The organism is Streptomyces sp. NPDC033131 (genome assembly GCF_055578365.1).
This window is the reverse complement of record NZ_JBVIPA010000011.1, coordinates 171,651-197,010: the sequence shown is the minus strand read 5'-3', so window position 1 is coordinate 197,010 and position 25,360 is coordinate 171,651. Positions and strand designations below refer to the sequence as shown.

General features: G+C 71.6%; 21 protein-coding genes and 2 pseudogenes. 13 read left to right on the top strand and 10 right to left on the bottom strand.

Translation table 11 applies throughout. The features are described from left to right. Window positions 1–31: 31 nt before the first annotated feature. The 3 genes from ACZ5XS_RS17060 to biuH all read right to left on the bottom strand — a co-directional run bounded on the left by ACZ5XS_RS17060 (window position 32) and on the right by biuH (window position 3,537). Entirely contained in the window at window positions 32–1,741 is a 1,710-nt protein-coding gene (locus tag ACZ5XS_RS17060) for a regulator (protein ID WP_468651991.1), read from the bottom strand. 199 nt (window positions 1,742–1,940) lie between these two features. Further along, a complete protein-coding gene (locus ACZ5XS_RS17055) occupies window positions 1,941–2,681 on the bottom strand; it encodes a cysteine hydrolase family protein (protein WP_468651989.1) in 741 nt (246 codons plus the stop codon). 121 nt (window positions 2,682–2,802) lie between these two features. Beyond that, on the bottom strand, window positions 2,803–3,537 hold the full coding sequence (gene biuH, locus ACZ5XS_RS17050) for a biuret amidohydrolase (RefSeq protein ID WP_468651987.1): 735 nt from the start codon (window positions 3,535–3,537) through the stop codon (window positions 2,803–2,805). 290 nt (window positions 3,538–3,827) lie between these two features. Between biuH and ACZ5XS_RS17045 the strand changes: the two genes are divergently transcribed. The 8 genes from ACZ5XS_RS17045 to ACZ5XS_RS17010 are packed head-to-tail and all read left to right on the top strand — an operon-like array spanning window position 3,828 to window position 12,627. Then, window positions 3,828–5,129, top strand: a complete 1,302-nt coding sequence (locus ACZ5XS_RS17045; RefSeq protein WP_468651985.1) for an extracellular solute-binding protein — start codon at window positions 3,828–3,830, stop codon at window positions 5,127–5,129. Between the two features lie 7 nt (window positions 5,130–5,136). Continuing rightward, complete coding sequence (locus tag ACZ5XS_RS17040) at window positions 5,137–6,039, top strand: carbohydrate ABC transporter permease (protein WP_468651983.1); 903 nt, start codon at window positions 5,137–5,139, stop codon at window positions 6,037–6,039. Beyond that, window positions 6,036–6,917 (top strand): carbohydrate ABC transporter permease, encoded by an 882-nt coding sequence (locus ACZ5XS_RS17035; RefSeq protein ID WP_468651981.1) that lies wholly within the window; start codon window positions 6,036–6,038, stop codon window positions 6,915–6,917. Before ACZ5XS_RS17040 ends, ACZ5XS_RS17035 begins: the two co-directional genes overlap by 4 nt. Before the next feature lie 5 nt (window positions 6,918–6,922). Further along, window positions 6,923–8,350 (top strand): carboxylesterase/lipase family protein, encoded by a 1,428-nt coding sequence (locus tag ACZ5XS_RS17030; RefSeq protein WP_468652074.1) that lies wholly within the window; start codon window positions 6,923–6,925, stop codon window positions 8,348–8,350. An 8-nt stretch (window positions 8,351–8,358) separates the two neighbouring features. After that, complete coding sequence (locus ACZ5XS_RS17025; protein WP_468651979.1) at window positions 8,359–9,489, top strand: ROK family transcriptional regulator; 1,131 nt, start codon at window positions 8,359–8,361, stop codon at window positions 9,487–9,489. 56 nt (window positions 9,490–9,545) lie between these two features. Continuing rightward, window positions 9,546–11,072, top strand: coding sequence for a GMC oxidoreductase (locus ACZ5XS_RS17020; RefSeq protein ID WP_468651977.1), 1,527 nt, complete (start codon window positions 9,546–9,548; stop codon window positions 11,070–11,072). A 14-nt stretch (window positions 11,073–11,086) separates the two neighbouring features. Beyond that, entirely contained in the window at window positions 11,087–11,698 is a 612-nt protein-coding gene (locus tag ACZ5XS_RS17015; protein ID WP_468651975.1) for a tRNA-specific adenosine deaminase, read from the top strand. Next, window positions 11,695–12,627, top strand: coding sequence for a sugar phosphate isomerase/epimerase family protein (locus ACZ5XS_RS17010; RefSeq protein WP_468651974.1), 933 nt, complete (start codon window positions 11,695–11,697; stop codon window positions 12,625–12,627). The genes ACZ5XS_RS17015 and ACZ5XS_RS17010 overlap by 4 nt, the downstream gene beginning before the upstream one ends. 37 nt (window positions 12,628–12,664) lie before the next feature. On the opposite strand, the pseudogene ACZ5XS_RS17005 reads toward ACZ5XS_RS17010, so the two are convergent. Next, window positions 12,665–12,821: pseudogene (locus ACZ5XS_RS17005) on the bottom strand (MFS transporter); the annotation flags it as partial. A 165-nt stretch (window positions 12,822–12,986) separates the two neighbouring features. Here ACZ5XS_RS17005 and ACZ5XS_RS17000 point away from each other — a divergent pair. Together ACZ5XS_RS17000 and ACZ5XS_RS16995 are read left to right on the top strand one after the other, a co-directional pair. Next, window positions 12,987–15,038 carry a phosphocholine-specific phospholipase C gene (locus tag ACZ5XS_RS17000; protein ID WP_468651972.1) on the top strand — a complete coding sequence of 684 codons (2,052 nt, stop codon included), beginning with the start codon at window positions 12,987–12,989 and terminating at the stop codon, window positions 15,036–15,038. A gap of 64 nt (window positions 15,039–15,102) precedes the next feature. After that, window positions 15,103–15,918: an LURP-one-related family protein gene (locus ACZ5XS_RS16995; RefSeq protein ID WP_468651970.1), complete on the top strand. Its 816-nt coding sequence runs from the start codon at window positions 15,103–15,105 to the stop codon at window positions 15,916–15,918. 18 nt (window positions 15,919–15,936) lie between these two features. Here ACZ5XS_RS16995 and ACZ5XS_RS16990 read toward each other — a convergent pair whose 3' ends face one another. Both ACZ5XS_RS16990 and ACZ5XS_RS16985 read right to left on the bottom strand, forming a co-directional pair. Further along, window positions 15,937–16,923 (bottom strand): DMT family transporter, encoded by a 987-nt coding sequence (locus ACZ5XS_RS16990; protein WP_468651968.1) that lies wholly within the window; start codon window positions 16,921–16,923, stop codon window positions 15,937–15,939. Then, window positions 16,920–17,717, bottom strand: a complete 798-nt coding sequence (locus ACZ5XS_RS16985; protein WP_468651966.1) for a phosphatase PAP2 family protein — start codon at window positions 17,715–17,717, stop codon at window positions 16,920–16,922. The genes ACZ5XS_RS16990 and ACZ5XS_RS16985 overlap by 4 nt, the downstream gene beginning before the upstream one ends. Before the next feature lie 212 nt (window positions 17,718–17,929). Between ACZ5XS_RS16985 and ACZ5XS_RS16980 the strand changes: the two genes are divergently transcribed. Next, a complete protein-coding gene (locus tag ACZ5XS_RS16980; protein ID WP_217236582.1) occupies window positions 17,930–18,544 on the top strand; it encodes a TetR-like C-terminal domain-containing protein in 615 nt (204 codons plus the stop codon). A 190-nt stretch (window positions 18,545–18,734) separates the two neighbouring features. On the opposite strand, the gene ACZ5XS_RS16975 is transcribed toward ACZ5XS_RS16980, so the two are convergent. After that, on the bottom strand, window positions 18,735–19,793 hold the full coding sequence (locus ACZ5XS_RS16975) for a DUF2510 domain-containing protein (RefSeq protein WP_468651963.1): 1,059 nt from the start codon (window positions 19,791–19,793) through the stop codon (window positions 18,735–18,737). 276 nt (window positions 19,794–20,069) lie between these two features. Between ACZ5XS_RS16975 and ACZ5XS_RS16970 the strand changes: the two genes are divergently transcribed. Beyond that, the gene (locus ACZ5XS_RS16970; protein ID WP_468651961.1) at window positions 20,070–22,751 is read left to right on the top strand and encodes an ATP-binding protein; all 2,682 of its coding nucleotides are present in this window, start codon (window positions 20,070–20,072) and stop codon (window positions 22,749–22,751) included. A 160-nt stretch (window positions 22,752–22,911) separates the two neighbouring features. Here ACZ5XS_RS16970 and ACZ5XS_RS16965 read toward each other — a convergent pair. From ACZ5XS_RS16965 to ACZ5XS_RS16955, 3 genes and pseudogenes are all read right to left on the bottom strand, one after another. Then, window positions 22,912–23,177 (bottom strand): annotated as a pseudogene (locus ACZ5XS_RS16965) (3-oxoacyl-ACP reductase); the annotation flags it as partial. A 44-nt stretch (window positions 23,178–23,221) separates the two neighbouring features. Continuing rightward, the gene (locus tag ACZ5XS_RS16960) at window positions 23,222–23,770 is read right to left on the bottom strand and encodes a recombinase family protein (RefSeq protein ID WP_468651959.1); all 549 of its coding nucleotides are present in this window, start codon (window positions 23,768–23,770) and stop codon (window positions 23,222–23,224) included. A gap of 62 nt (window positions 23,771–23,832) precedes the next feature. Continuing rightward, window positions 23,833–24,597, bottom strand: a complete 765-nt coding sequence (locus ACZ5XS_RS16955) for an SDR family oxidoreductase (protein ID WP_468651957.1) — start codon at window positions 24,595–24,597, stop codon at window positions 23,833–23,835. Window positions 24,598–24,649: 52 nt separating this feature from the next. Here ACZ5XS_RS16955 and ACZ5XS_RS16950 point away from each other — a divergent pair, with 52 nt between their 5' ends. Then, entirely contained in the window at window positions 24,650–25,282 is a 633-nt protein-coding gene (locus ACZ5XS_RS16950) for a TetR/AcrR family transcriptional regulator (RefSeq protein WP_468651955.1), read from the top strand. Window positions 25,283–25,360: the final 78 nt, after the last annotated feature.

Genomic DNA, 25,360 nt, shown 5'->3' with positions numbered 1-25,360 from the left:
TTCAGTCGTCGTCAGTTGTGGTGAGCCATCGTCAGTCGGTGGCCGCCGAGTTGTCCGGCTCGGCGGTCTCGGTGGCCTCGTCCGGCAGGACGGCGGCGGGCAGGACGGCAGCGCCGGCGCCGGCCAGCACATTTCCCGGGACCGGGTCAGGTCCCTGCCCGTCCTCCGGCTCTGGCGCCGCAGCCGCGGAGGAGCCGCCGCCGTGCAGCCGCTCGAGTGCCAGTTCCTCGGCGTCCGGCTCGCGGGGTGCCGGCCGGGTCAGAGCGAAGGCTCCGCACAGCACGGCGGCGAAGAGGTAACCGAGGCTGACGCTCCCGCTGGCGTTCCAGTCGATCTTCGGGGCGTGGATGAGCCCGATGAAGGAGAGCGCCGCTCCGGCCAGGGCCACCCCTGCCGCCGGGACGAACCGTTTGTCGATGACGAACGCGACGAGCGCTCCCAGGACCAGGCCGGCCAGGATCGCGCCCTGGCCGAGGACCATCAGCCCGTGGTACACGACACCGGACGACTCCAGACCGGCCTCCCCGACCTTGGTCGCGCTGGTGCCGGCGGCCGCGAGGGCGTTGTCGATCTGGCCGACGGCCCAGGAGGCCAGGTTCGGCACGAGTGCGGCGACCACGGCCGCGGCGTGTGCCTTGGGTGAGAGCTGGAAGGCCTGAGCGCCGATGAGCAGGCCGATGTAGAGCAGGATGGGCACGATCGCGGCGACCGGGAGGATCGCACCCAACAGGCTGAACATGCCCAGGAAGCACATCAGGGCGATGACCGCGCCGGTGGCCAGCGAGTAGCCGGTGCGCCCGCCGGCCTTCTTCCACCCGGGGTGACCGACGTACACGGCGGGCGGGAAGGGAGAGCCGAGCGCGGAGCCGATGACGGCGCCCGCGCCGTCGGCCAGCAGCACCGAACGCAGGTTGTAGTTGTCACCGGCGGCAGCGGCGCTCTCGACGTTGCTCATGCCCTCGGTGAAGTTGTAGACGCCCAGGGGGATGGCGGTCGCGAGCAGCGGTGCGACGTCCGAGAGGCCGGAGAACAGCGTGCCGAGGTGGAGACCCGGGAGCGCGAAGGTGATGTCGTCGGCCGCCGCCGAGACCGCGGAGCCGTCCATCGCGCCGCCGGCCCAGCCGATCGCGGTGCCCACCAGCAGGGCGGCGAGCCCGACGGGGATGTTGCCGGGCAGCTTCAGGTCGGTCATGAGACCGATCAGGAGCAGCAGGAAGACCGGCAGGGCGATCCACAGGTTGTCCCACATCTGGCCGGCGGGCCGCATGGAGATGAAGGAGACAGAGATACCGGCGAGAGTGCCGAGCAGGGCTGCCCGGGGTGCGTACCGGCGTATGTACGGGCCGATGAAGGCCCCGATGATGACGATCACGCCGATGATGAAGGCCCAGGCGATACCGGCCTTCCAGGCCAGCAGCGGATCCTTGGTCTTGAGGTAGATCGGCAGCATGATGACGAACACGACGATGAACATGTGCGGCACGCTCGGCCCGTAGGGCATCGCGGTGACGTCCTGCCGCCCCTCCCGCAGCGCGAGTCTGCGGCCGAGGTAGGCGTAGTAGATGTTGCCCGCGATCAGGGCGATGCCCAGCGCCGGCAGGATGGTGTGGAAGACATCGTCGGCGGGAATCTTGAGGACTCCCAGGCACAACCCGGTCAAAGTGAGCACATTGACCAGGACGTTGACGCCCAGTCCGAAGAACGCGTTGGTGTCGCCCCGTACCCACAGCGGGAGGGGCATGGGTCTTTTCTCGGCGGGGGCGGTGCGGCGGAGCGACAGCATGGTGGGATCACCCTTCGTCGGGTGGAGCGGTGGTTGTGGCGTGGGGTACGCCGGGTAACGGGGTGTTGGCGGACCGAGGCACCGCTGAGGTGGCGGTGCGGTCGGGTCGGTCGGGGGCGCGGCGCGCGTGTGGCCGGGGCGCTGGTCCGCGGCCCTGTCAGAGCGGCTGGCGCGCCGGTTCGCGGACGGCTTCCGGAGCGTCGGGGCCGGCGGGCGATGCGGTGGCCAGTGCCGCCAGGAACGCGGCCGACTCCGCGGTCCAGCCGAAGATGCCGCCCTGCGCGGCCACCATCTCCAGGCCCGCCTGCTGGAATCGAGGGAAGTACGAGCCGACGCAGTCCGACAGCACCAGGCACTCGTAGCCACGGTCGTTGGCTTCGCGGACCGTCGTATGCACACACACTTCGGTGGTGACGCCGGTGACCACGAGACGGCGGATGCCGCGGGCGGTGAGCAGATCACCGAAGCCGGTGGCGTAGAAGGCGCCTTTGCCCGGCTTGTCGATCACCGGCTCACCCGCCACCGGGTAGAGCTCCTCGATGATGTCGTGGCCCTCCTCACCGCGGACCAGTATCCGGCCCTTGGGGCCCGGGTCGCCGATGCGCATGCTGGGGTTTCCTCGCAGCAGCTTGCTGGGGGGACAGTCGGACAGGTCCGGCAGGTGTCCCTCGCGGGTGTGCATGACCGCCATGCCCGCGGCGCGGCAGGCGTCGAGTACGGCCCGCAGCGGAGCGATGGTTCTGCGTAGTTGTTCCACGTCATTGCCCAGGCTCTCGCCGAATCCGCCGGGTTCGAGGAAGTCCCGCTGCATGTCGATGAGAACGAGTGCCGTCTCGGCGGGGTCGAAGGGGAACGGGTACGGGGCGGCCTCGACACTGAGCGATTCTGGGACTGCCATGGCGGTTCCTGCTTTCGTCGAGGGGAGTGGGAGTCGACGCGGTCGGCTCGGACGGATGCGGACCATGCGCCCGGATGTGCGGGACTGTTCGAACTGTGCAGGGCCCGTCCGGCGGGTCAGCTCAGGAGGTGGCCTCAGTCGTGGCGGCGATCAGGTCGTCGGCGGTGGAGACGCATCCGAAGACGCCGCCCTGCATGGTCACCATGTGCAGCGCGGCTTCATGGTTGGAAGGGTCCGTCGCGCCGGTGCAGTCGGAGAGGATCAGACATTCGTAGCCGCGGTCGTTGGCCTCGCGCATGGTGGTGTGGACGCACACGTCCGTGGTGATGCCGGTGAGGACCAGATGTGTGATGCCCCGGGTGCGCAGTACGAGGTCGAGGTTGGTGGCATAGAACGCCCCCTTGCCCGGCTTGTCCACGATCACCTCACCGGGAAACGGGGCCACTTCGGGCACGATCTCCCAGCCGGGTTCCCCCCGGACCAGAATGCGGCCGCACGGTCCGGCGGCGCCGATCTCGGCGCCGATCTGCGCGGACCGCCAGCGCTTGTTGGCCGGCAGGTCTGCCAGATCGGGGGCGTGCCCCTCACGGGTGTGGACCACGAGCATGCCCGTGCTGCGGGCGTGCGCGAGCAGCTTCTGCGTCGCAGGGAGCCCGGCCCGGGTCAGCGAGATGTCGTATCCCATCGTGTCCACGTAACCGCCGGGTCCGCAGAAGTCCGTCTGCCAGTCGATGCAGAGCACGGCGACACGGTCGGCAGGCACAGATGTGTCGTACGGCCACGCGTAGGGCTTCGCGGTGACCGGGCCGACGATTACTGTCGGATTGTGCGGACTTATGAGCGTACTGTCAGTCATTGACACCCCAAGCCAGTGAATCGGTGTATGGGGAAGTAGCCACAATATTTCTGGCATTCCGTACATGGTGATTATGTGGAAATTAGTTTCGGCCAGACGATCGCCGCGTTACCGAGAAATGACGCGAGCACGGGTGGGCGCAGGCCCCAGGGCCTGACCGAATTCGCTACAAGTTCCGAAATTATTCGGGACGGCTCCGTGCATGTGGCCGAAATGCATCGCTCATAGCTTCGCTCCTGGGTCCGTCGGACCGAAAAAGCTACTTCCCCCCGAAATCTCAGGAGCCCAAGGTGCCCAACCTCTCCAGACGCGGTGCCCTGAAGCTGACCGCCGGCATGGCCGTCCTCGGCACCCTCGGCCTGACCGGCTGCGGGCGCGAGGACGACACCGCCGCCGCGAGAACCTCCGCCAAGCCGATCGACGACTCCCCGGCCACCGGCACCATCAGCGTCTGGGCCGCCCAGGGCGACGCCGACGTGCTGGAGAAGGTCATCAAGCCGTTCAAGAGCGCGAACCCCGACGTCACCGTGACGTTCACGCTGATCCCGAACGCCGAGTACTACACCAAGCTCCAGGCGGCGATCGCGGCGGGCAAGGGTCCCGACGTGGCCCAGTTCTTCCCCGAGTCGCAGGCGCAGTTCCTCGACCCGTCGATCCTGCGGGCCGTTCCGGACGGCCTCGTCGACCCGGCCGGCTTCTTCAAGAGCCTGTGGGACGCGGGTGTGGTCGACGACGTGGCCTACACGGTGCCCTGGTACGCCTACACGTACGCCCTCGTCTACCGCTCCGACCTGGCCGAGAAGGCGGGCGTCGAGGCGCCCACCACGTGGGACGAGATGGTGCCGTTCTTCAAGGCGCTCCAGGGCGCCGGCGCCCGGCGCGGCCTCGGCGCCGACAACGGCTGGGATCTCTTCAACGGCCAGGACGTCGCGATGTACGCCTGGCAGGCCGGTGGCTCGCTGCTCTCCGCCGGCGGGAAATGGACACTCGACACACCCGCGATGGTCGACGCGCTCAGGTACAACGCGTCGTTCTTCACCTCGGGCGTCGCCGACACCGCCACGCCCACGTTCCTCGACGCGCAGCCGTACTTCGTCAGCGGGAAGACCGCCACGATGATCACCGGCCCGTGGGTGGTCGGGCAGCTCGACACCGCCGCGAAGAAGGACGGCTGGACGGCGTCCCACGTGGCCACCGCACCGCTGCCGGCCGGTTCGTCGGGCAGCGCGTCCTTCTCCGCGGGAGGCAGCTGGGGCGTGCTCGCGGACAGCGGCAACGCGGAGGCGTCGTGGAAGCTCGTCCGGCACATCGCGAAGCCCAGCACCCAGGTCGCGCAGTACGAGGCGTACAGCTCGCTGCCGGCGGTCATCTCCGCCTGGGACGACCCCGCCATCAAGAACCAGCCACTGCTCGACGCCTTCCTCGCACAGCTCAAGAACACCCGGACGTTCCCGCGCGTCACCACCTGGCAGCAGGTCGCGACCCGGATGGGCAAGGAGATGGAAGCCGTGGCCAAGGAGACGGCGACCGCCGAGAAGGCCGCCGCGAACATCCAGGCGTACGCCGTGAGCCTCGGCACGGGCGCGAAGTGAGCCGCGGATGACCACCACACCTGCCCTGGACACCCGGCGGCGCACCCGCCGTACGGCCGTCGCCTGGCTGTTCCTCACGCCGTTCGCCCTCGTGTTCCTGCTCTACACGGCAATTCCCACCGTCGCCGCGCTCGGCTTCAGCCTCACCGACCTGCGCGGCACCGATCTGCGGCATCCGCTCGCGGTCGACTTCACCGGCCTGGACAACTTCGTCCGTCTGTTCCAGGACGAGAGTTTCCTGCGCGACATCCGCAACACCGCCCTGTTCGTGGCCGTCGGGGTGCCCCTGACCATGGCGATCGGTTTCGGGCTGGCCCTCACGCTGAACTCCGGCATCCGGCGCCTGCGCGGCACCTTCCGCACCCTCTTCTTCGCGCCGGTCGTCACCAACGTCGTGGCGGTCGCCCTGATCTGGCAGTACGCCTTCAACGCCGACGGCACCGTCAACAAGGTGCTCGGCGCCATGGGCCTCGCCGGACCGAACTGGCTGGACGACCCGGACCTTGCCATGCCGGTGGTGATCCTGCTCGGCGTCTGGCGCAACTTCGGCACCGCGATGGTCCTGTTCCTCGCCGGACTGCAGTCGATCGGGGACGACGTGTACGAGGCCGCCTCCCTCGACGGGGCAGGACGATGGCGGCAGTTGCGGCACATCACCCTGCCGCTGCTGCTGCCGACCACCCTGATGGTGTCGGTGCTGCTGACCGTGTTCTACCTCCAGGTGTTCGACGAGCCGTACCTGCTCACCAACGGCGGCCCGCTCGGCTCCACCGAATCCGTGGCGCTGTACACCTACCACCAGTTCGGGGCCGGCGAGTTCGGGATGTCCTCGGCCGCGTCCTTCGTCACGCTCGTCATGGTGGCCCTGGTGAGTCTGGTCCAGTTCCGGCTGCTGAGGTCCCGCACATGAGCGCCGTCGCCGCGTTGCGGAACGCCGAAACCGCCACCCACCGGGCCGCCGCGCGCCCCCGGTCCGTCGCCCGGCCGCTGCTGTACGGCGCGCTGGTGCTGTGCGCGCTCCTCACGATGCTGCCGTTCGTCTGGGTGATCAGCGGCTCGCTGCGCAGTCTCGACGAGATCCGCTCCGATCCCGGTGCCTGGCTCCCGCACCACGTCACCCTCGACAACTTCGTGCGGCTGTTCGCCACCGAGGGCTTCGGCCGGTTCATGGTCAACAGCGTCGTGGTCGCGGTCATCGTGGTGGCCGGCAACATCGTCGCGGCGTCGGCCGCCGGTTACGCGCTCGCGAAACTCGACTTCGCGGGCAGGAGGCTCGCGTTCGGCGCGGTCATGGCGGCGATGATGGTGCCCTTCACCGCGGTCTTCGTCACACAGTTCGTGATCACCGTCGACCTCGGCCTGGCGGACACCCTCACCGGTATCGCCCTGCCCGGGGTGGCGATGCCCCTGTCGGTGTTCATCGTGCGGCAGTACGCGATGTCCATTCCCGACGAACTGCTGGAGGCGGCCCGGATCGACGGTGCGGGCGAGTTCCGGATCTTCTTCCGGATCTTCCTCCCGCTGGCGGGCCCCGCCGTCGCGACGATCACGATCATGTCGTTCCTCACCTCGTGGAACAACTTCATCTGGCCGCTCATCGTCGCGCAGAGCATGTCCACCTACACGCTGCCGGTGGGCCTCGCCGCCACCAGTCAGGCCGCCGCCCACGTCACGGACTACGGCCTCATGCTCGCCGGTGCGATCGTCGTGATGCTGCCGGTACTGCTGCTCTTCCTTTTCCTGCAGCGCTACTTCGTGCAGGGCATCTCCGGAACGGGAATGCGGTGAGCGAGATGAACCCCCTCGACATGGTGACCGACATGAACCCCCTCGACGCGGTGACCGGGACGAACTGTCCCGACGCGCCAGGAGAGCCGGACCGCGTACACGCCCCCGCGGGCACGGTCATCGGCCGGCGAGACGGCCGGACCCGGCGCTTCCTCGGCATCCCCTTCGCCCAACCCCCCACCGGACCACGGCGGTTCGCCGCACCCGTTGGACGCGGCCGGTTCACCGAGCCGTACGACGCGTCCCGGCACGGCCCCACCTCCCAGCGCGTGCCGCTGTTCGCCACGACCACCGTGCCGGAGCCGTCGGTGCCGGGAGAGGACGTACTGAACCTCGGCGTCGTCGCCCCGGCCCCGGACGACGACCGCGGCCCCTTCCCCGTCATGGTGTGGATCCACGGCGGCGGGTTCCTGGCCGGCAGCCCGGCCAGTCCGTGGTACGACGGGCGCGCCTTCGCCCGTGACGGCGTCGTCTGCGTCACCGTCGGCTACCGGCTGGGCGTCGACGGGTTCGCCGTCCTGGACGACGTCCCCACCAATGTGGGCCTGCGGGACCTGCTGCTCGCCCTCGACTGGGTACAGGAGAACATCGCCGCCTTCGGCGGGGATCCGGACCGGGTCACCGTCGCCGGCCAGTCGGCCGGGGGAGCGGCGGTGCTCGCGCTGCTCTCCTCGCCCGCGGGCCGCGGCCGCTTCCACCGCGCGGTCAGCCTGTCCGGCGGCTTCTTCCGAGCCGAGGCGGCAGCGGACTTCCTCGACGAACTGGCGGACAGGCTCGGAGTATCGCCGACCCGCGCCGGATTCGCCGACCGCGCCGTGGCGGAGCTCCAGCGGGCCGTGCTCGACCTGCGCGACGAAAGGGGCGACCACGACACCCTCGTCCTCGGCCCGTTCGTCGGCGACGACCTCCTCCCGGTGCCGGTCGCCGACGGACTCGCCGGGCACGGGCACGAGGTACCGCTGCTGCTCGGGGCGACGGCGGACGAGTTCGACAGCGGCACCGACCCGGGCGGCGCCGCCCGCACGGCGGGCACCCGGCTGACCGACACCCTGTTCCGAGCCGCCTGCCCGCGCAGCGCGGCCGCCCGTCGCCACGCCACCGCCGGCACCTGGCTGTACTCCTTCGCCTGGCCCTCGCCCGTGCTGGGCGGCGCCGCGCACTGCGTCGACCTCCCGTACTTCTTCGACGTCCTCGACGCACCGGGAGTCACCCCGGCCCTCGGCCCCAACCCGCCGCAGGAGCTGGCCACTTCGATGCACGCCGACCTGGTCGCGTTCATCCGCGGGCAGGAACCCGCCTGGGCACGGGCGAGCGGGAGGCTCGGCGATCCGGCGCGCGAGTACGGCCAGCCCGGGGCGGCCCTGGTGACCGACTCCACGGGCGTGTTCGACCCTGTCGTACCGTCGGTGTCCGAGGCGGCGGGGGCGTGCTGATGCCCGGGATGAACCAGAGCGCCGTCCGGCGCGTCAACACCTCCGTCGTCCTGCGTGCGCTGGCGGTGTCCGCCGGGCCGACGACGCTGACCGCGCTCGCCGAGCGGGCCGGGCTCTCCCGCCGCACCATCGAGCTGATCCTGGACTCGCTGGTCGAGGCCGGGCGGGTGGCGGAGCTGGACCGGGTGCCGGTCAGCGGCTCCGCCGGGCGCCCCGCCCGACGCTACGAACTGCGCGCCGAACACGCCCTGTTGGCGGCCGTGACCATCACCACCTCGGACGCGTCCGCGGTTGTCGCCGACGTACGAGGCCGCATCCTCGGCCGGGCCCACGGCCCGCTGCGCGCCTACCAGGACCCGCAGGTCACCCTCGACGACGCGGCCGCCCTGGTCCGGGCGGCGCTCGACGACGCGGGCGGGCCGCCGGGCCGGCTGCGCGCCGGCGCGGTCGCGGGCGGCGGCGCCATCGACGACGACGGGGTCGTACGGCGCCTGGTGCACACCACACGCTGGGAAGGCGTACACCTGCCCGAAGAACTGGGCCGGCGCATCCCGGTGCCCTGGTTCGCGGACAACGACACCAACCTCGGTGCCCTCGCGGAGCGCTGGCGGGGCGTGGCCGGCGACCACGACAACGTCGTATGGGCGATCCTCGGCAACCGCACCGGCCTCGGCATCCTCATCCGGGGCGCCGTGCACCGCGGTCTCGACGGCGCCGCGGGCGAGATAGTCGAGGCCCGCTCCATACCGGCCGGCTCGGTCGAGCACCACCCGGTGGCCTGGCTGACGTCACCGGACGCGGCCCAACGCGACATCGCCCTCGCCCGGTTCGACGCCGCACGCGCGGGCGAGGCGGGCGCACTCGCCGAGGTCGACGAGTTCGTGGAGAACATCGCGTCGATCCTCACCATCCTGTCGTGGACGGTCGCCCCCTCGCTCATCGTGCTCGGCGGCGGCCTGGAGGACGCGGCCGACGTCCTGCTGCCCCGGGTGCGTGCCGCGATGCGTGACGCCCGCACCCCGGCGATCGAGCTGCGCGCCACCGGCCTGGGCCGCGACGCCGCCCTCGTCGGCGCCGTCAAGCTGGCCCTGGACCGCATGGACACCGAGCTGTTCGGCCCGCTCGTCCCGCGCACGTGAGCGCACACCCCACCCCCCTGCTCCGGCACCCGTGGCCCGACACCTGGAGTCTCACCTTGACCGACACCCCCCGCACCGACGTCCTCATCGTGGGCAGCGGCCTCATGGGATCCGTCGTCGCCCGGCAGCTGCGGGACGCCGATCCGGCGCTGGACATCACCATGGTGGACGGCGGCAGCGCGATCGGCGAGAGTCCCGGCCTGCACCTGCACGACCTCGACGACCCGCTCCTGTGGGCCCGCTACAACGAACAGGTCGCCACCGGCGTCCAGGGCATGTACACGGGCGCCGAAGTGGTGCGCGAGGTCCCCGCCGGCCTCACCGGCCTGACGCCCGGCATGGTCCACGCCCTGGCCTTCGGCGAGGACGCCGACGCGATGCCCGCGACGGCGCTCGCCTGGAACGCGGGCGGCATGGGCGTCCACTGGACCGCCGCGACACCCTGGCCCGCCGGACACGAGGTGTTCGACTTCGGCGACCCGGCCCGCTGGGCGGCGGACCTGGACACCGCGCGCCGGATCCTCGCCGTCACGCCCGCCGCGATCGGCCCGACCGAGGTCGGCCGGACGGTGCTCGACGTCCTGAGCCGACGCTTCGACGGCGCGGGACCGGAGGACCGGCGGACACAGCCGATGCCGATGGCCGTCACCCCGACGACCGCGGGTCCCATGCCCCGCACGGCACCGGGAACGATCTTCCCGGCGCTGGCAGTCGGCGGTGACCCGGCCTTCACCCTGGCCACCGGCACGCTCGCGACGGCCCTGCTCGTCGAGGACGACCGCGTCACCGGCGCCTGGCTGCGCCGCGTCGCCGACGGCGCCGCGTCCGTGCTCCTCGCGGACACCGTGGTGGTGTGCGCCGACGCGCTGCGCACCCCGCAGCTGCTGTTCGCCTCGGGCATACGGCCCCACGCGCTCGGCCGTCACCTCAACGAGCACGCGTTCATCACCGCCCGGGTCCTGCTCGACCTCGACCGGTTCGGCATCGGCCTCGACGACCTGCCCCTGCAGCGCCCCGGCGAGTTCAGCACGGACTCGCTCTGGCTGCCGCAGAACGGGGCGGCGCAGCCCTTCCACGGCCAGATCATGAACCGCACGTACCTGGACGAGGACGGCCGGCCCCTGGCTCACTCCGTGGGCCTCTCGCTGTACGCCCCCGTCGCCTCGCGCCCCGAGAACCGGCTGGTGTTCTCCGAGACGCGGACCGACCTCGCCGGGATGCCGCGGATCACCGTCGAGTTCGGCTACTGCGAGGCGGACCGTGTGCTGATCGCCCGGGCACTGGACGAAGTCCGTTGCACGGCCGAGGAGTTCGGCCCCTTCGACCCCGCGACCGAAAGCGCGCTGTTGCCGCCGGGCTCCTCGCTGCACCAGACCGGCACGGTCCGGGCCGGCGCCGCCGACGACGGCACCAGCGTGTGCGACCCGGACGGCAGGGTGTGGGGTTACGACAACCTGTACCTCGCCGGCAACGGCGTGATTCCCACCGCGATGGCCGCCAACGTCACCCTGACCGGAGCGGTGACCGCCGTCCGGGCCGCCCGTGCCGTAGCCCGGCGGCACACCGCGCTCACCACCCACTGACAGGAAGCACGATCATGATCGACATCGCCAGGCAGTACCAGGTGGCTCTGCCGGCCTGGATCGACGACGAACTGGCCGACGTGCCCGCCGTCGTCCCCGACCGCGAGGACCGCATGCGCCTCGTGCACCGCCTCGCCGACCGCAACTGGCGCGCGGGCGACGGCGGCCCGTTCGCGGCGCTCGTCGCCGAACGGGACAGCGGCCGGATCGTCTCGGTCGGCGTGAACGTCGTCCTCGCCTCCGGCGTCTCCAGCGCCCACGCCGAGGTCGTCGCCCTCGGCCTGGCCCAGACGGCGACCGGCGGCTGGGACCTCGGCGGCGACGGCCTGCCGGCGCACGAACTCGTCGTCAACTGGCGCCCGTGCGTCCAGTGTTACGGCGCCACCATGTGGTCAGGGGTCCGCGCCCTCGTGGTCGCCGGCGAAGGCCCGGAACTGGAGGAGATCACCACCTTCGACGAGGGCCCGCTCGGCGCGGACTGGGCCGAGCAGTTCCAGGCCCGCGGCATCGAGGTCGTCAAGGACGTGCTCCGCGACGAGGCGCTCACCGTGTTCCGCGACTACCGAAAGGCCGTCGACAGCGCCGACGGCATCGTCGTCTACAACGCCCGTGGCGGTGCCGAATGACGCCTCGCTTCGCGACCGACATCATCACCTTCCACCACCCGGCCTTCTGGGGTCTGGCCTCCGCGGACGCCGTGCGGGACTGGGCCCGGCGGCACCCGCAGCGGTTCTGGGAACGCGTCATGGACGCACTGGCCGACGCCGAGGTCACCGGCATCGAGCTGACCTTCGCGCCCGGCGACATCGACTCCGCCCTGCGGGCCTTCGGCAGCGCACCGGCGTTCCGCCGCGAGCTCGCGGACCGGGGCCTGTCCGTCGTGAGCGCCTTCATCGCCGGGAGCGACTGCCCCGACTGGCGGCACGGCGACAACCTGGCCGCGATCGTCGCCGACGCCGAACGCCGCGCGGCCTTCCTCGCCGAGGCCGGGGCGGAACTCCTCGTCGCCGGACTGCCCATGCGGACGACGTACGGGATGCGGCCGCCCTTCTTCGTCGACGCCGCGTACATGACCCGCATGGCCGGCATCGCGCACGCGGTCGGCGAGGCGGTGTCCCGGCACGGCGTGAAACTCGCCTTCCACACGGAGTCCCACAGCACCCTCTGGTACGAGCGGGACATCGACCTGTTCATGGCCCTCACCGACCCGCGCTACGTGTGGCTGTGCCCCGACTCCTGCCACATCGCCCTCGGGGGAGGCGACCCGGTCGCCGTCGCGCGCCGCCACACCCCGCGCATCGCCCTGGCGCACTGGAAGGACGCGGTCGGACCGATCGACGTGCAACTCACCATCGACGACACGGTCTTCGCCCGGCAGCAGCCCTACATGACCCAGCTGGGCGCGGGCATCGTGGACTGGAAGGGCTGGGCCGACGCGATGTCCCGCACCCCCGGCGCCGGCACCGTACTCATCGAACTGGACGAGGCGGCCGACCCCGTGGCCGCGCTCCGGGCGGGACGGGCCGTGGCGCAGCGGTGGACCTCAGCGCCGTAGCTCCGTGTGTGCCGTCTCCGGCGGTCGCAGGTAACCAAGCGCTCTTGGGGAAGACCTGGGCGGCGATGTAGGTGGCCAGAAACGTGTAGGCGTACCAAGTCGTACCACTCCACGGCGTTGCCCGCGGAAGCGGCGCCGAGCCGGCGTGCGGGCCGTTTCGTCGGCGTGGACGCCGAGGTGTGCGTCTCTGTCATGAGCGCGGCCCTCCCCGCGCTCCGGCCCGGCACACCCCCCGTACTCACGACTTTCACATCAGCGCCACCAGACCCTTCCCTGACGTTTGGTGCTCTTGGAACACTCCTTTCGCGCACCTTCCGTCACGCTCCGGCCATCCGTACTCAGGATGAGAGGCCCCACCCATGCCCGACGTCAACAGGCGCCGCTTCCTTCAGCTCACCGGCGCCACCACGGCGTTCACCGCGCTGTCCCAGAGCATCCAGCGAGCCGCCGCGCTCCCGGCCCACCACCGCACGGGGACGATCGAGGACGTCGAGCACATCGTCGTCCTGATGCAGGAGAACCGTTCCTTCGACCACTACTTCGGGTCGCTCAGAGGCGTACGCGGCTTCGGCGACCCGCGTCCGGTCACGCTCGACAACGGCAGGTCGATATGGCACCAGTCGGACGGCGCCAAGGACGTGCTGCCGTTCCGGCCGGACGCCGACGACCTCGGCATGCAGTTCCTGGAAGGCCTGCCGCACGGCTGGCCCGACGGGCAGGCCGCCTACAACGGGGGCAAGTACGACAAGTGGGTGCCCGCGAAGGGCACCACGACCATGGCGTACCTGACCCGCGAGGACATCCCCTTCCACTACGCCCTCGCCGACACCTTCACCGTCTGCGACGCGTACCACTGCTCGTTCATCGGCTCGACCGACCCCAACCGCTACTACATGTGGTCGGGCTACACGGGCAACGACGGCCGGGGCGGCGGCCCGGTCCTCGGCAACGACGAGCTGGGCTACGGATGGACGACCTACCCGGAGCGGCTGGAGAAGGCCGGGATCTCCTGGAAGATCTACCAGGACACCGGCGACGGCCTCGACGCGAAGGGCAGCTGGGGCTGGATCGAGGACGCCTACCGCGGCAACTACGGCGACAACTCGCTGCTGTACTTCAACAGCTACCGAGGCGCCGCGCCCGGCGACCCGCTGTACGACAAGGCCCGCACCGGCACCGACGTCAAGAACGGCGACGGCTACTTCGACCGGCTGAAGGCGGACGTCAAGGCCGGCCGACTGCCGCAGATCTCCTGGATCGCCGCCCCCGAGGCCTTCTCCGAGCACTCCAACTGGCCCTCGAACTACGGCGCCTGGTACATCGCACAGGTTCTCGACGCACTCACCTCCAACCCGGCGGTGTGGGCGAAGACGGCCCTGTTCATCACCTACGACGAGAACGACGGCTTCTTCGACCATGTGGTGCCGCCGCTGCCGCCGGCGTCCGCCGCGCAGGGCAGGTCCACGGTCGACGTCTCCCCGGACCTCTACCCGGGCGACAGCAAGCGCCCGGCCGGCCCCTACGGCCTCGGCCCGCGCGTGCCGATGCTGGTCGTCTCGCCGTGGAGCAAGGGCGGATACGTCTGCTCCGAGACCCTCGACCACACCTCGATCCTCCGGTTCATGGAGCGTCGCTTCGGCGTCGGCGAGCCGAACATCTCACCCTGGCGGCGCGCGGTCTGCGGCGACCTGACGTCCGCGTTCGACTTCTCCCGCAAGGACGCCAGGCCGGCCGCGCTGCCGGACACCGACGGCTACGAGCCGCCGGACCGCGAGCGTCACCCCGACTACCGCCCCACGCCGCCGGCCGACCCCGACATGCCCGTGCAGGAGCGCGGACTGCGCCCGGCCCGCCCCCTGAAGTACGCCCCGTCGGTGAACGGTTCGGCGGACGCGGTGGCGGGCACGTACACGCTCACCTTCGCCTCGGGGGCGAAGGCGGGTGCCGCCTTCCACGTCACCTCCGGCAACCGCGCCGACGGTCCGTGGACGTACACCACCGAGGCCGGCAAGAGCATCGCCGACACCTGGAACTCGGCGTACTCGAACGGCTCGTACGACCTGACCGTGCACGGCCCGAACGGGTTCCTGCGCGTCTTCAAGGGCCCGAACGGCAGCGCCGGACTCGAGGTCACCGCACGCCACAGCGGCGACGACGTCGAGCTGGCCTTCGCCAACAAGGGCTCCGGCACCGTGCGGCTGAAGGTCACCAGTGGATACGGCGACCGGGCCAGGACCTTCACCGTGCGCGCCGGCGCCACCGTGAAGCACACCTTCGACCTCGCGGCGAGCAGGCGCTGGTACGACCTGACCGTCACGTCCGGGGCCGAGCCGGCGTTCCTGCGCAGGTTCGCCGGCCACGTGGAGAACGGGCGGCCGGGGGTGAGCGACCCGGCTGTCATGACTGGGTAAAGCCTTCCGGCGAGGGCGGATCCGGGCTGGTCGGGGCCGGGGACCCTCGGGATAGTGTGCGTCGGTGACCACGCAATCGAACACACCTGCAGGCTGGTACCCGGATCCGCACGGAGCGGCCCAGACGCTCCGCTACTGGGACGGCGCGCAGTGGACGGACCACACGAACCAGCAGGCCCAGGCCGCACCGCAGGTGCCGCCGCAGCCGGCCGGCCCGGACCAGCGCGTCCAGCACCAGGTGCAGCAGCAGGCCGGGGTCGCGGCGGGCGGCCCCGGCGGCGGCAGCCTGTTCAGCGAGCCGGTCCTGGTGGTCAACCAGAAGGCCAAGCTGATCGAGCTGACCAACGAGTACAAGGTCATGGACCAGAACGGCAACCAGCTCGGCTCGGTCGTCCAGGTCGGGCAGAGCACGCTGAAGAAGGCCCTGCGCCTCGTCGCCAGCGTCGACCAGTTCCTGACGCACAGGCTGGAGATCCGGGACGCGCACGACCGGCCCGTACTGCTGCTGACGCGCCCGGCGAAGTTCCTCAAGTCACGGGTGCTCGTGGCACGTCCGGACGGTCAGCCGGTGGGCGAGATCGTCCAGCAGAACATGATCGGCAAGATCAACTTCGCGATGAACGTGAACGGCCAACAGGTCGGCGCGATCAAGGCGGAGAACTGGCGCGCGTGGAACTTCGCCATCGTCGACCACACCGAGAAGGAGGTCGCCCGGATCACCAAGACCTGGGAAGGCCTCGCCAAGACGATGTTCACGACCGCGGACAACTACGTCCTGCAGATCCACTACCAGCTGCCCGAGCCGCTGCTGAGCCTGGTCGTGGCGACGGCACTGACCGTCGACACGGCGCTCAAGCAGGACTCGCGCGGACTCGGCTGAGTCCGCCCGCGACGGCGCTCACAGGGGTGTGAGGTGTCCCGGCTCGGACTGCCGGAGCACCAGCGCCGGTGCGGCCGGCCGGGGCGTCAACGCCGGCTCGGCCGTCGCCGATTCCGGCCTCAGGGCCAGCACCGCGGCCACGGGGTGTTCCTCGTCGCCGGGTCCGTCCGCATCCCCGGCGGCCCCGGCGTGCGGCACCCGTGAGAGCAGCACCACGCCCCACGCGGCGATCCCCGCCCCCGTCAGCGCGAGCAGAATGCCCGCCGCGCCGCCCTGCAGCCGCTCGCCGAGCAGCGCGAGGCCGATCGCCGCGGCGGCCACCGGGTTCGCCAGCGTCACCACGGCGAGCGGGGCGCCGAGGCCGCCCCGGTAGGCGGTCTGGGACAGCAGCAGTCCGCCGGTCGCGAAGGCCGCGACCAGCAGCGCCACCCCGACCACCTCCACGCTGAGCAGGGACTGGGTGCGGTCCGTCACGGCCACCGTCACGGTCTGGGTGAGCGCCGAGGCGACTCCGGAGGCGAAGCCCGACGCGGACGCGTGCCGCAGGCCCGGCCGGGCACCCCGCCGTGCCAGAGCGCCGATCAGCGTGGCCGTCACCGCCGCGACCGCCACCGCCTCGGGGACGCTCAGCACGTCCTCGGGCGCCGGCCCGGACGCCGTGACCAGGATCGCGGACAGACCGAGCAGCGTCAGCGCGGTGCCCCGCCACTCCGCGGCACTGACCCGCCGCCCCGCGACCCGCGCCCCCATGGGCACCGCCGCGACCAGGGTGAGCGCACCGAGCGGCTGGACCACGGTCAGCGGCCCGTACTTCAGGGCGACCACATGCAGCAGTGCGGCCGACGCGTTGAGCACGACCGACCCCCACCAGGGACCCGAGCGCAGCAGCCGCAGCGTGCCCGAAGCCGGGTTGCGGGAGGCCAGCCTCTCCTGGGCGACGGCCGCGGCCGCGTAGGCGACCGAGGAGAAGAGGGACAGGACGACGGCGAGAACGGTGGCGTTCATCGGTTCGCCCCCACGAGAGACGGCTTCTCGGCGGGTACGGGCCGGCCCTGACCGCGTCCGGCGGTGGTGACCGTCCGGTGCGGCAGGTGGATCACCGCGAGCGCGAGGCCGAGCAGCGCCCCCGCCATGACCGCGTCCAGCCAGTAGTGGTTGGCCGTGCCGACGATCACCAGCAGCGTCAGCAGGGGGTGCAGCAGCCACAGCCACCGCAGCCGGGAGCGGGTGGCGACGATCAGGCCGATCGCCAGCACCAGCGCCCAGCCGAAGTGCAGCGACGGCATCGCCGCGAACTGGTTCGAGAGGTGGTCGGTCTGCGGCGGGCCGTACACGGAGGGTCCGTAGATCCGTGCGGTGTCCACCAGGCCGGTGGCGGCGAGCATGCGCGGCGGGGCCAGCGGGAACAGGAGGTGCACCACCAGCGCGGCGCCGGTCAGCGCGGCCAGGACGCGGCGGGCCCAGACGTAGTGCGCGGGGCGGCGCAGGTAGAGCCAGACCAGGAAGGCGGCGGTGGCCGGGAAGTGGACGGTGGCGTAGTAGGTGTTCGCCAGGTGCGCGAACGTGTCGCCGTGCAGCAGCAGGGACTGCACCGAGTCCTCGCCCGGCAGCCGGAGGGTTCGCTCCAGGTCCCACACGCGGTGCGCGTTGTGGAAGGCCTCGCCGGTGTGGCCCGTCGCCAGCCGGCGGCCGAACTTGTAGACGAGGAAGAACCCTGCGACGAGCAGGAGCTCACGGACGAGCGGCGGTCGCGCTGTCGCGCTCGGCGCCGCTGGTGAAGGCTCGGTGCGGGCATTCATCCCCCGGCCCTTTCGCTGACGTGGTGCGTGTGTGCTGGTGCTGTTCCGGACGGGCTGGTGACTCGTCCGGCCGCGGAAACTCATCGATACTGTCGCGTACCGATACTGGAGTGTACCGATACGAATCCGTATCGGTACACTCGAGTATCGATAGGCGTACGACACACTGGAACGTGAGCCCCCGGCCACGGACACGAGCGAGGAGAGAGTTGATGACGTCGCAGGCCGCAGACGGACCGGAAGCGGTCGCCGCCTCGCGCCGCTCCAAGATCACGCCAGAGCGTGAGCGGGAGTTCTTCGACGCCGTGCTCGAGCAGATCCGCGCGTGCGGTTACGACTCCGTCACCATGGACGGCGTCGCGACCAGCACGCGCTGCAGCAAGTCCACCCTGTACCGGCAGTGGAAGACCAAGCCCCAGTTCGTGGCGGCGGCCCTGCGCGGCAGCCGTCGGGTGCGCTTCGCGGGCATCGACACCGGCTCACTCGCCGAGGACCTGCGCCAGGCCGCACGGGCGGCGGGCGCCTGGTCGACGAGCGACACCCAACTGGTCCAGGCACTCGGCCACGCCGTCACGCAGGACGAGGAACTCGCGCTGGCACTGCGCGAGGCACTGGTGGAACCGGAGATCGCGGCCTTGCAGGAGATCCTGCGGCGCGGCATCGAACGCGGCGAGATCGCCGCCGGCCATCCGGCGGTGGAGTACATCCCGGCCCAGATGTTCGGCGTCCTGCGCGCGCGGCCCGTCCTGGAGGGCAAGTACGCCGACCCGGACTACCTCGTCCGGTTCGTGGAGGCCGCCGTGCTCCCGGCACTCGGCCTGACCTGAGACCCAGGCCGCCGTCCACGGGATGACCGGGACGGCGACCTGCCCGCGCCGCACCGTGGGGACGGGGGCGGCGCGCACCCCCGGCCGGGCGGGACTCCTCTTGAGCGGAGGGGAGCCCCGCCCGGCCGGCACGTTCTTCCGCCGACCGCCGACCGCCGACCGCCGACCGCCGACCGCCGACCGTCTGACGTCAGACGTCCTGGCCGCTGCCGCCGCCCGTCGACACCTTGATGCCCTTGGTGATCTCGTCGAGCACGGCCTGCGTCTCCTCCACGTCGACGCCGAAGCGGACGACGACCATCTGCTGGGAGTTCGCGGGGGAGGGGAAGGCCAGCGACTGCACGTACCCGTCGGAGCCCTTGCTGGTGACCGCCTTCCAGCGGACCAGGTAGCCCTTCTGCCCGGCCACGGTCACCGCCTTGGAGGCCAGCACGTCGTGCGAGGTGATCGCGCCATAGGTCGAGCCGCCGTAGGAGTCCTCGGCGTTGGCCGCGATGTCCGCCTTCGCGATCTCCTCGGCCGTGGTGCCCTTGGTGCCGAGCGCCAGGGCGGGAGCCGAGTAGGCGCCGCCCTTCGTGCAGGACTTCGAGGTGTCGCCGGGGCAGTCGTAGGAGTCGTTCGACGTGACCGACGCCCCCACCGACATCTGCTGGCCGTACCAGTCCTTGGGTATCGGCAGGCTGATCCCGTCGATCGCGTCGGTCACCGAACCGCTCTCGATCCTCGGCGCCTCGGACTGGTCGGGCGAGGGCGACTGGCCACCGGACCCCCCGGAGCCACCGGACCCCCCGGAGCCACCGGACCCACCGTCGCCCCCGGGTCCGCCGTTGCCGCCGAAGGGGCCGCCCGTGGGGCCGTCCTGGCCACCCGAGCCGCCCGGTCCGCCCGGCCCCTGCGAGTTCGCGGTGTTGCCGTTGCCGCCCTCGTCGCCGGAGAGCGCGTACACACCCACACCTATGCACGCCAGGACCACGACGGCCGCCGCGACGGCTATGCCCGTGTGCAGACCGCGCCGCGATCGGGCGGGCGGCTGCGCGGGATACCCCGGATAGCCCGGATGCCCGGGATACGCCGGATGCGCCGGGAACGGACCGGCACCCGCCACCTCCGGAGGGCCCCACGCGGCGGCCGACCCCGCGGGCCGGGTCTGGTCCGTCCATGCCTTGCCGTCCCACCAGCGCTCGGTGGCGGGACCGTCACTTGTCTGCCCGGGGTCGGGGTACCACCCGGAGGGAGTCGCCTGCGTCATGTCCCCACCGTATGAGGCCTCGGTGAAAGAGGCATGAGAAGGTCCGGCTCCGAATTCGCCCCATTGCGGGACGAGTCGTGTGCATTCGCCGGTGAAGTCGACCACCGGACCCGCGCAGGGCGCTGGGCGGGTGCCGGTCACGGACGGCGCCCGTCGCCCTCGCGCATCCGGCGGCACCCGTCACGACAACAGGTGCCCTGACCGGCCTCCGCTCCGGCATCGGGACGGCTACGCTCAAGTCTGTACGTCGTACGGGCGACTTGGGGAGGTAGCGCGATGACGGAGGTACGGCCCCTGGCGGCCGCCCCGGCCTCGCTGTGGGAGCGTGACGAGGAAGTCGCCGCCGTCGTACGAGCCATCGACGCTCTGGGCGCGGACAGCTCCTCCTCGGGCAGCCTGCTGATGATCAGCGGCGAAGCCGGCTTCGGCAAGACCGCCCTGCTCGCCGAGACCCGCCGTATCGCCGAAGCACGCGGCTGCACGGTGTGGTCGGCGCGCGGCGGCGAAACCCTCAGGTCCGTCCCCTTCAACGTCGTACGACAACTGCTGCAACCCGCCCTCATGTCGCTGATGCCGGAAGAGGCCCGCGAATACCTCGGCGACTGGTACGACATCGCGGGCCCGGCCCTCGGCCTCACGGACCCCGGCGGGCGCCAGGCCGACCCGCAGGGCGTCACCGACGGCCTGGTCGCCGCGGTGCGCCGGCTGGCCCGGCGCGACTGGCCACTGGTCCTGCTGATCGACGACGCCCACTGGGCCGACCAGGAGACCCTGTGCTGGCTCGCCGCGTTCGCAGAACGCCTGGACGACCTGTCCGTCCTGGTCGTGGTGGCCCGCCGCCCCGGCGAGATGACCGGCGAGAGCGCCCGGCTCCTCGACGCGGTCGCCGCCACGGGCCTCCCCGCCACCACCCTGAGCGCCCTGACCCCACAGGCCACCGCCGGACTCACCCGCGCCACCCTGGGCGGGCACGCCGACGCCGCGTTCTGCCGCGAGGTCTGGGCCGTCACCGCGGGCAACCCGTACGAGGCCGTCGAACTCCTCGCCAAGGTCCAGGACAGCGAACTGGAGCCGACCGAGAGCGCGGCCGGAGAACTGCGGGCCCTGAACCGCGCGGCCCGCGGCGGCGGCCTCGTCGCCCGCCTCGAGGAACTCGGCATCGACGCCACCCGGTTCGCCTGGGCGGCCGCCATCCTCGGAACCGGTATCTCCGTCGACCTGGTGGCCAAGCTCGCCACCCTCGGCCGTGACGACGCCGGGCGCTGCGCCGAACTGCTGCGCAGCGCCCGCATCCTCACCGCACCCGACCCGGCGAACGGACCGGCCGACGAGGGCGACCTGGAGTTCGTCCACCCGCTGATCGCCACCGCCGTCTACAACTCCATCCCGCCCGCCCTGTGCACCGCCATGCACGGCATCGCCGCCCAGGTCGTCACCGACTCCGGGCGCGGCGCCGCGGCCGCCGCCCGCCACCTCCTGCAGGTCCACCCGGACGACGACGAGGAACTCGTCGAGCAGCTGCGTGAGGCCGCCCGCGAGCACCTCGCCGTCGGCGCCCCCGACGCCGCCCGGCGCTGCCTGGAACGCGCCCTGCTGGAACCCCCGCAGCCCGAGGTGCACGCGCACGTGCTCTTCGAACTCGGCTGCGCCACCCTCCTCACCGCGCCCGCGAAGACCATCGACCACCTCCAGACCGCGCTCGCCATGCCGGGCCTCGAAGGCGACGCGCGCGTCGACGCCGTCTTCCGCCTCTCCCAGGCACTCCTGCACAACGACCAGCTGGAGGAGGCCGTCCTCACCGTCGAGGCGGAGGCCGCCCGGCACGCGCCCGGACCCGCCCGGATGCGGCTGCAGGCCGTGCAGTACATGTGGGAGGGCATCCACGCGGGCGAGGCCGCCTCACCGGGCCGCTCCGAGCGCCTCGCCGAACTCGCCCGCACCTGCACCGGCCGTGACAACTCCGAACGCGCCCTGCTCATGCTGCGCGGCTTCGACGCCATGACCCACGGCGAGAGCGCCGAGGAGGTCGTCGACCTGTGCGACCGCGCCCTCGTCAACGGCCGGCTCGCACCCGGCCTCGGCTGGACCGACACCGAGTGGGGCGTCGAACTGCTCCTGATGCTGACCAACGCGTACGCCTACACCGACCGGCTCGACCGGGCCGACGCCCTCTACTCCGAGGCGCTGCGTGCCTACGAGTCCGCCGGCTGGAGCGGCGGCCACCTCGCCCTGGCCCACGCCTACGTCGGACTCGGCCACCGCCGCCGCGGGCGCCTCCGGGAGGCCGAGACGTCCCTGCGCGAGGCGCTGCGCCTGGCCGAACGCGTCGGCCGGGGACTGCCCCTGTACTGGACCGCGACCTGCAACCTCGTCGACACCCTGCTCGCCCGCGGCCACGTCGAGGAGGCCTGGGCGATCGCCGAGCAGTGCGGCTTCGCCCCGCCCTACCCCTCCACGATCGTGCTGCCCGACCCACGCTCCGTGCGCGGCCGCCTCCTGCTCGCCGTCGGCCGCACCAAGGACGGCATCAACGAACTGGAGGCCGCGGAAAAGGCGGCGGCCGTCCGCGGCCACCACAACCCGGTGCTCGTCCCCTGGGCCGTCGACCTCGCCCGCGCCCTCGCCACCGAGGACCCGGACCGTGCCGGCCGGCTCGCCACCGACGTCCGCCGACACGCCGAACGCCTCGGCACCGACACGGCCATAGGCGAGGCCCTGCGCTGCGCCGCCGCCCTGGAGACCGGCCAGCGCGCGGTCCGGCTGGCCGCGCGGGCGGTCGCGTACCTGGAGGCCTCGCCCTGCCAGTACGAACACGCGGCGGCCCGCGTCGAGTACGGCATCCTCGCCCGCTCGGTCGCCGAACTGAACCGGGGCCTGGCGCTCGCGCGGTCCTGCGGAGCGGACGGGCTGGTGGCGCAGGCGAGGGCGGTGCTGGAGACGGGCCGTGGGCTGCGGTAGGTCAGGTGTCCAGTGGCCGGTCGGTGACGGCGGACAGGCGCTTGTGCACGTTCCTGCCCGTTCGGTCGCCGGGGCCTGGCGTCGGCGCGGTCCTGCGGAGCGGACGGGCTGGTGGCGCAGGCGAGGGCGGTGCTGGAGACGGGCCGTGGGCTGCGGTAGGTCAGGTGTCCAGCAGTCGGTCGGTGACGGCAGACAGACGCTTGCGCACGTCCTCGTCGTACGCCGCCGGGTGCGCCCTGCCGCCCGCGTCCCGTCGAAGTAGCCGCCGCTGCCCAGGTCCCGGGTGGCCAGGGCCAGGACGCCCGGAGCGCCGTCGGCCACCGTGTTCCAGGGGCTGATGCCGCCCTCGCGGACCATCGCCGTGTCCATGTAGGTCGCCGGGTGCAGCACGTTCACCGAGACACCGGTGCCGTCCAGCTCCTCGGCCCTGGAGTCCTAACTCAGACACCAGCCGCAAACTAGCCGGGTGATCACGCGCCCGCTGCCGTGGCGGCCTGCTCGTCATGCTCGCGCAGCATCCGTAGGACCGTCGCCGGCGATGGGTTGTGGCCCTTCTTCGCTCCCGTGGTGATGACGAGCCGTTTGGCGATGTCGCGCAGGCTCATCTCCTGGTCGCGCAGATGGAGGGCCATGGACAGCATGTCGCCGTCGGTCACGCCCGCGCCGCCGATGGTCTTGCCGCGCCTGCGGGCGGACTCGTGGCCTTCCAGGGTGCGGTCGCGGATGTACTCGCGTTCCATGCCGGACATGGCCGCGAGCACGGTGAACACGATGCCGGACAGGTCGTGCGAGCCCTTCAGCTCCCCGGTGAGGAACTCCAGGCCGACGTCGCCGGCCTTCAGCTCCTCGGCGAGCATGGCCAGTTCGATGCCGCGGCCGAGCCGCTTGTGTTCGTGCACGACGAGGGTGACGGCGACACCGGAAGAGCGGATCTCCCCGGCGAGCCTCACGGCGGCCTCCAGCTCGGGGCGCCTGGTAGCACCTCCGCCACGAGGCCGCTCCGGCGCCTTGCGATGCACGGCACCAGATCACGCGACCTGATCGGACGCTCATAGTGAAAGGACCCCTTAGCCCTCGTTGGTCAGGCGCGTGGGCCGAGGAACAGGCCACCGCTCGCGTCGATGATCTGACCAGTGACCCAGCGGGCGGCGTGGGAGGCGAGGAAGGCGACCACATCGGCTACGTCGTCGGGCCCGCCCAGCCGGTTGAGTGCCGTCATACCGGATATCTGTTCGGTGAGGCCCGGCGTGTCGAAGACAGCTCCGTTGGTCGCCGTCCTGGTGGCCCCAGGAGCGACCGCGTTCACCGTGATCCTTCGGGGGCCGAGTTGGACGGCGATGGTTTTGGTCATCGTCTCGATCGCGCCCTTCGTCATGGCGAAGGATGTCTGGGCCGAGTTGGCCATCCGGGTCGCCACCGACGAGACCGAGACGATCCGGGCGCCCTCGCTCAACAGAGGCAGCGCCCGCTCGATGATGAAGTATGGCGCTCGCACGTTCACCGCGAACAAGTGGTCGAACTCTGCCCGGGTCGTCACGCCGAGCGGGCCGGCCGGTGCGGCCGCCGCGTTGTTGACCAGGATGTCGAGCGGCCGACCGGCCAAGCCGGCCTCCACGCCGGCGAAAAGTGTCTCGGCGTCGCCGTCCACGCCCAGTTCGGCTCGGACGGAGAAGGCGGTCCCGCCGGCGCGTTCCATCGCGTCGACCGTCGCAGCCGCCCCGCTCTCATCCGTGCCGAAGTGCACGATGACCGTGGCCCCTTCGGCCGCGAGCCGAGCGGCGATTGTCTGCCCGATGCCGCGCGACGCGCCCGTCACCAAAGCCGTTCTGCCCGTCAGATCGCCCATGTCTTCACCCCATCTAAATGTTAGTCACTAACATGATGGTAGTGTCTAGCACATGAGTGAGCGGCAACCAACCCTGCGGGGACGACGGCGATCCGAGACGCGGCGCCTGGTCCAAGCGCACGCGGTGCGGCTGTTCACCGACCACGGCTACGACGCGGTGACGGTGGCCGACGTCGCCGAGGCCGCCGGCGTCTCGGCAATGACCGTGTACCGGCACTTTCCCACCAAGGAGGACCTCGTCCTCATCGACCAGCCCGCCCAACTCATCGCCGAGCAGGTCGCCGCGTCGTCCGCGACGCAACCCCTGGTGCGCCGGGTCGGCGGCGCGCTCATCGACGCGGCCATGGCCTTGACCGGCGACAACGGGGACGAACCGGGGGCGAACGAGCGGTTCCTGCTGGACTGCCTCCGGCTCATGGTCTCGACGCCTGCGCTGCGGGCCCGGCACCTGGACAGCCAGTACGCGCTGCAACAGGCCATCGTCGACGCCCTCGGGGATGACGCGACCGATCCCGACGCCGCGTTCCGCGCCCAGGCGGCGACCAGCGCCTGCATGGCCGCGATGCACACGGCGCTGACGCGTTGGACCGAAGACGACGGACACACCAAGCTGCCCGACCTGATCACGCGGGCGCTCGCCGCGTCCTTCGGTGATGACGCCGTCGCCACCTACCGGAGGGACTGAGGCGGCCCACGCCCGCCCCTGGGACAGGCCCGAATCACTCGATCAGACCAACGACTGCGCCCAGGACGGGGAAACGGG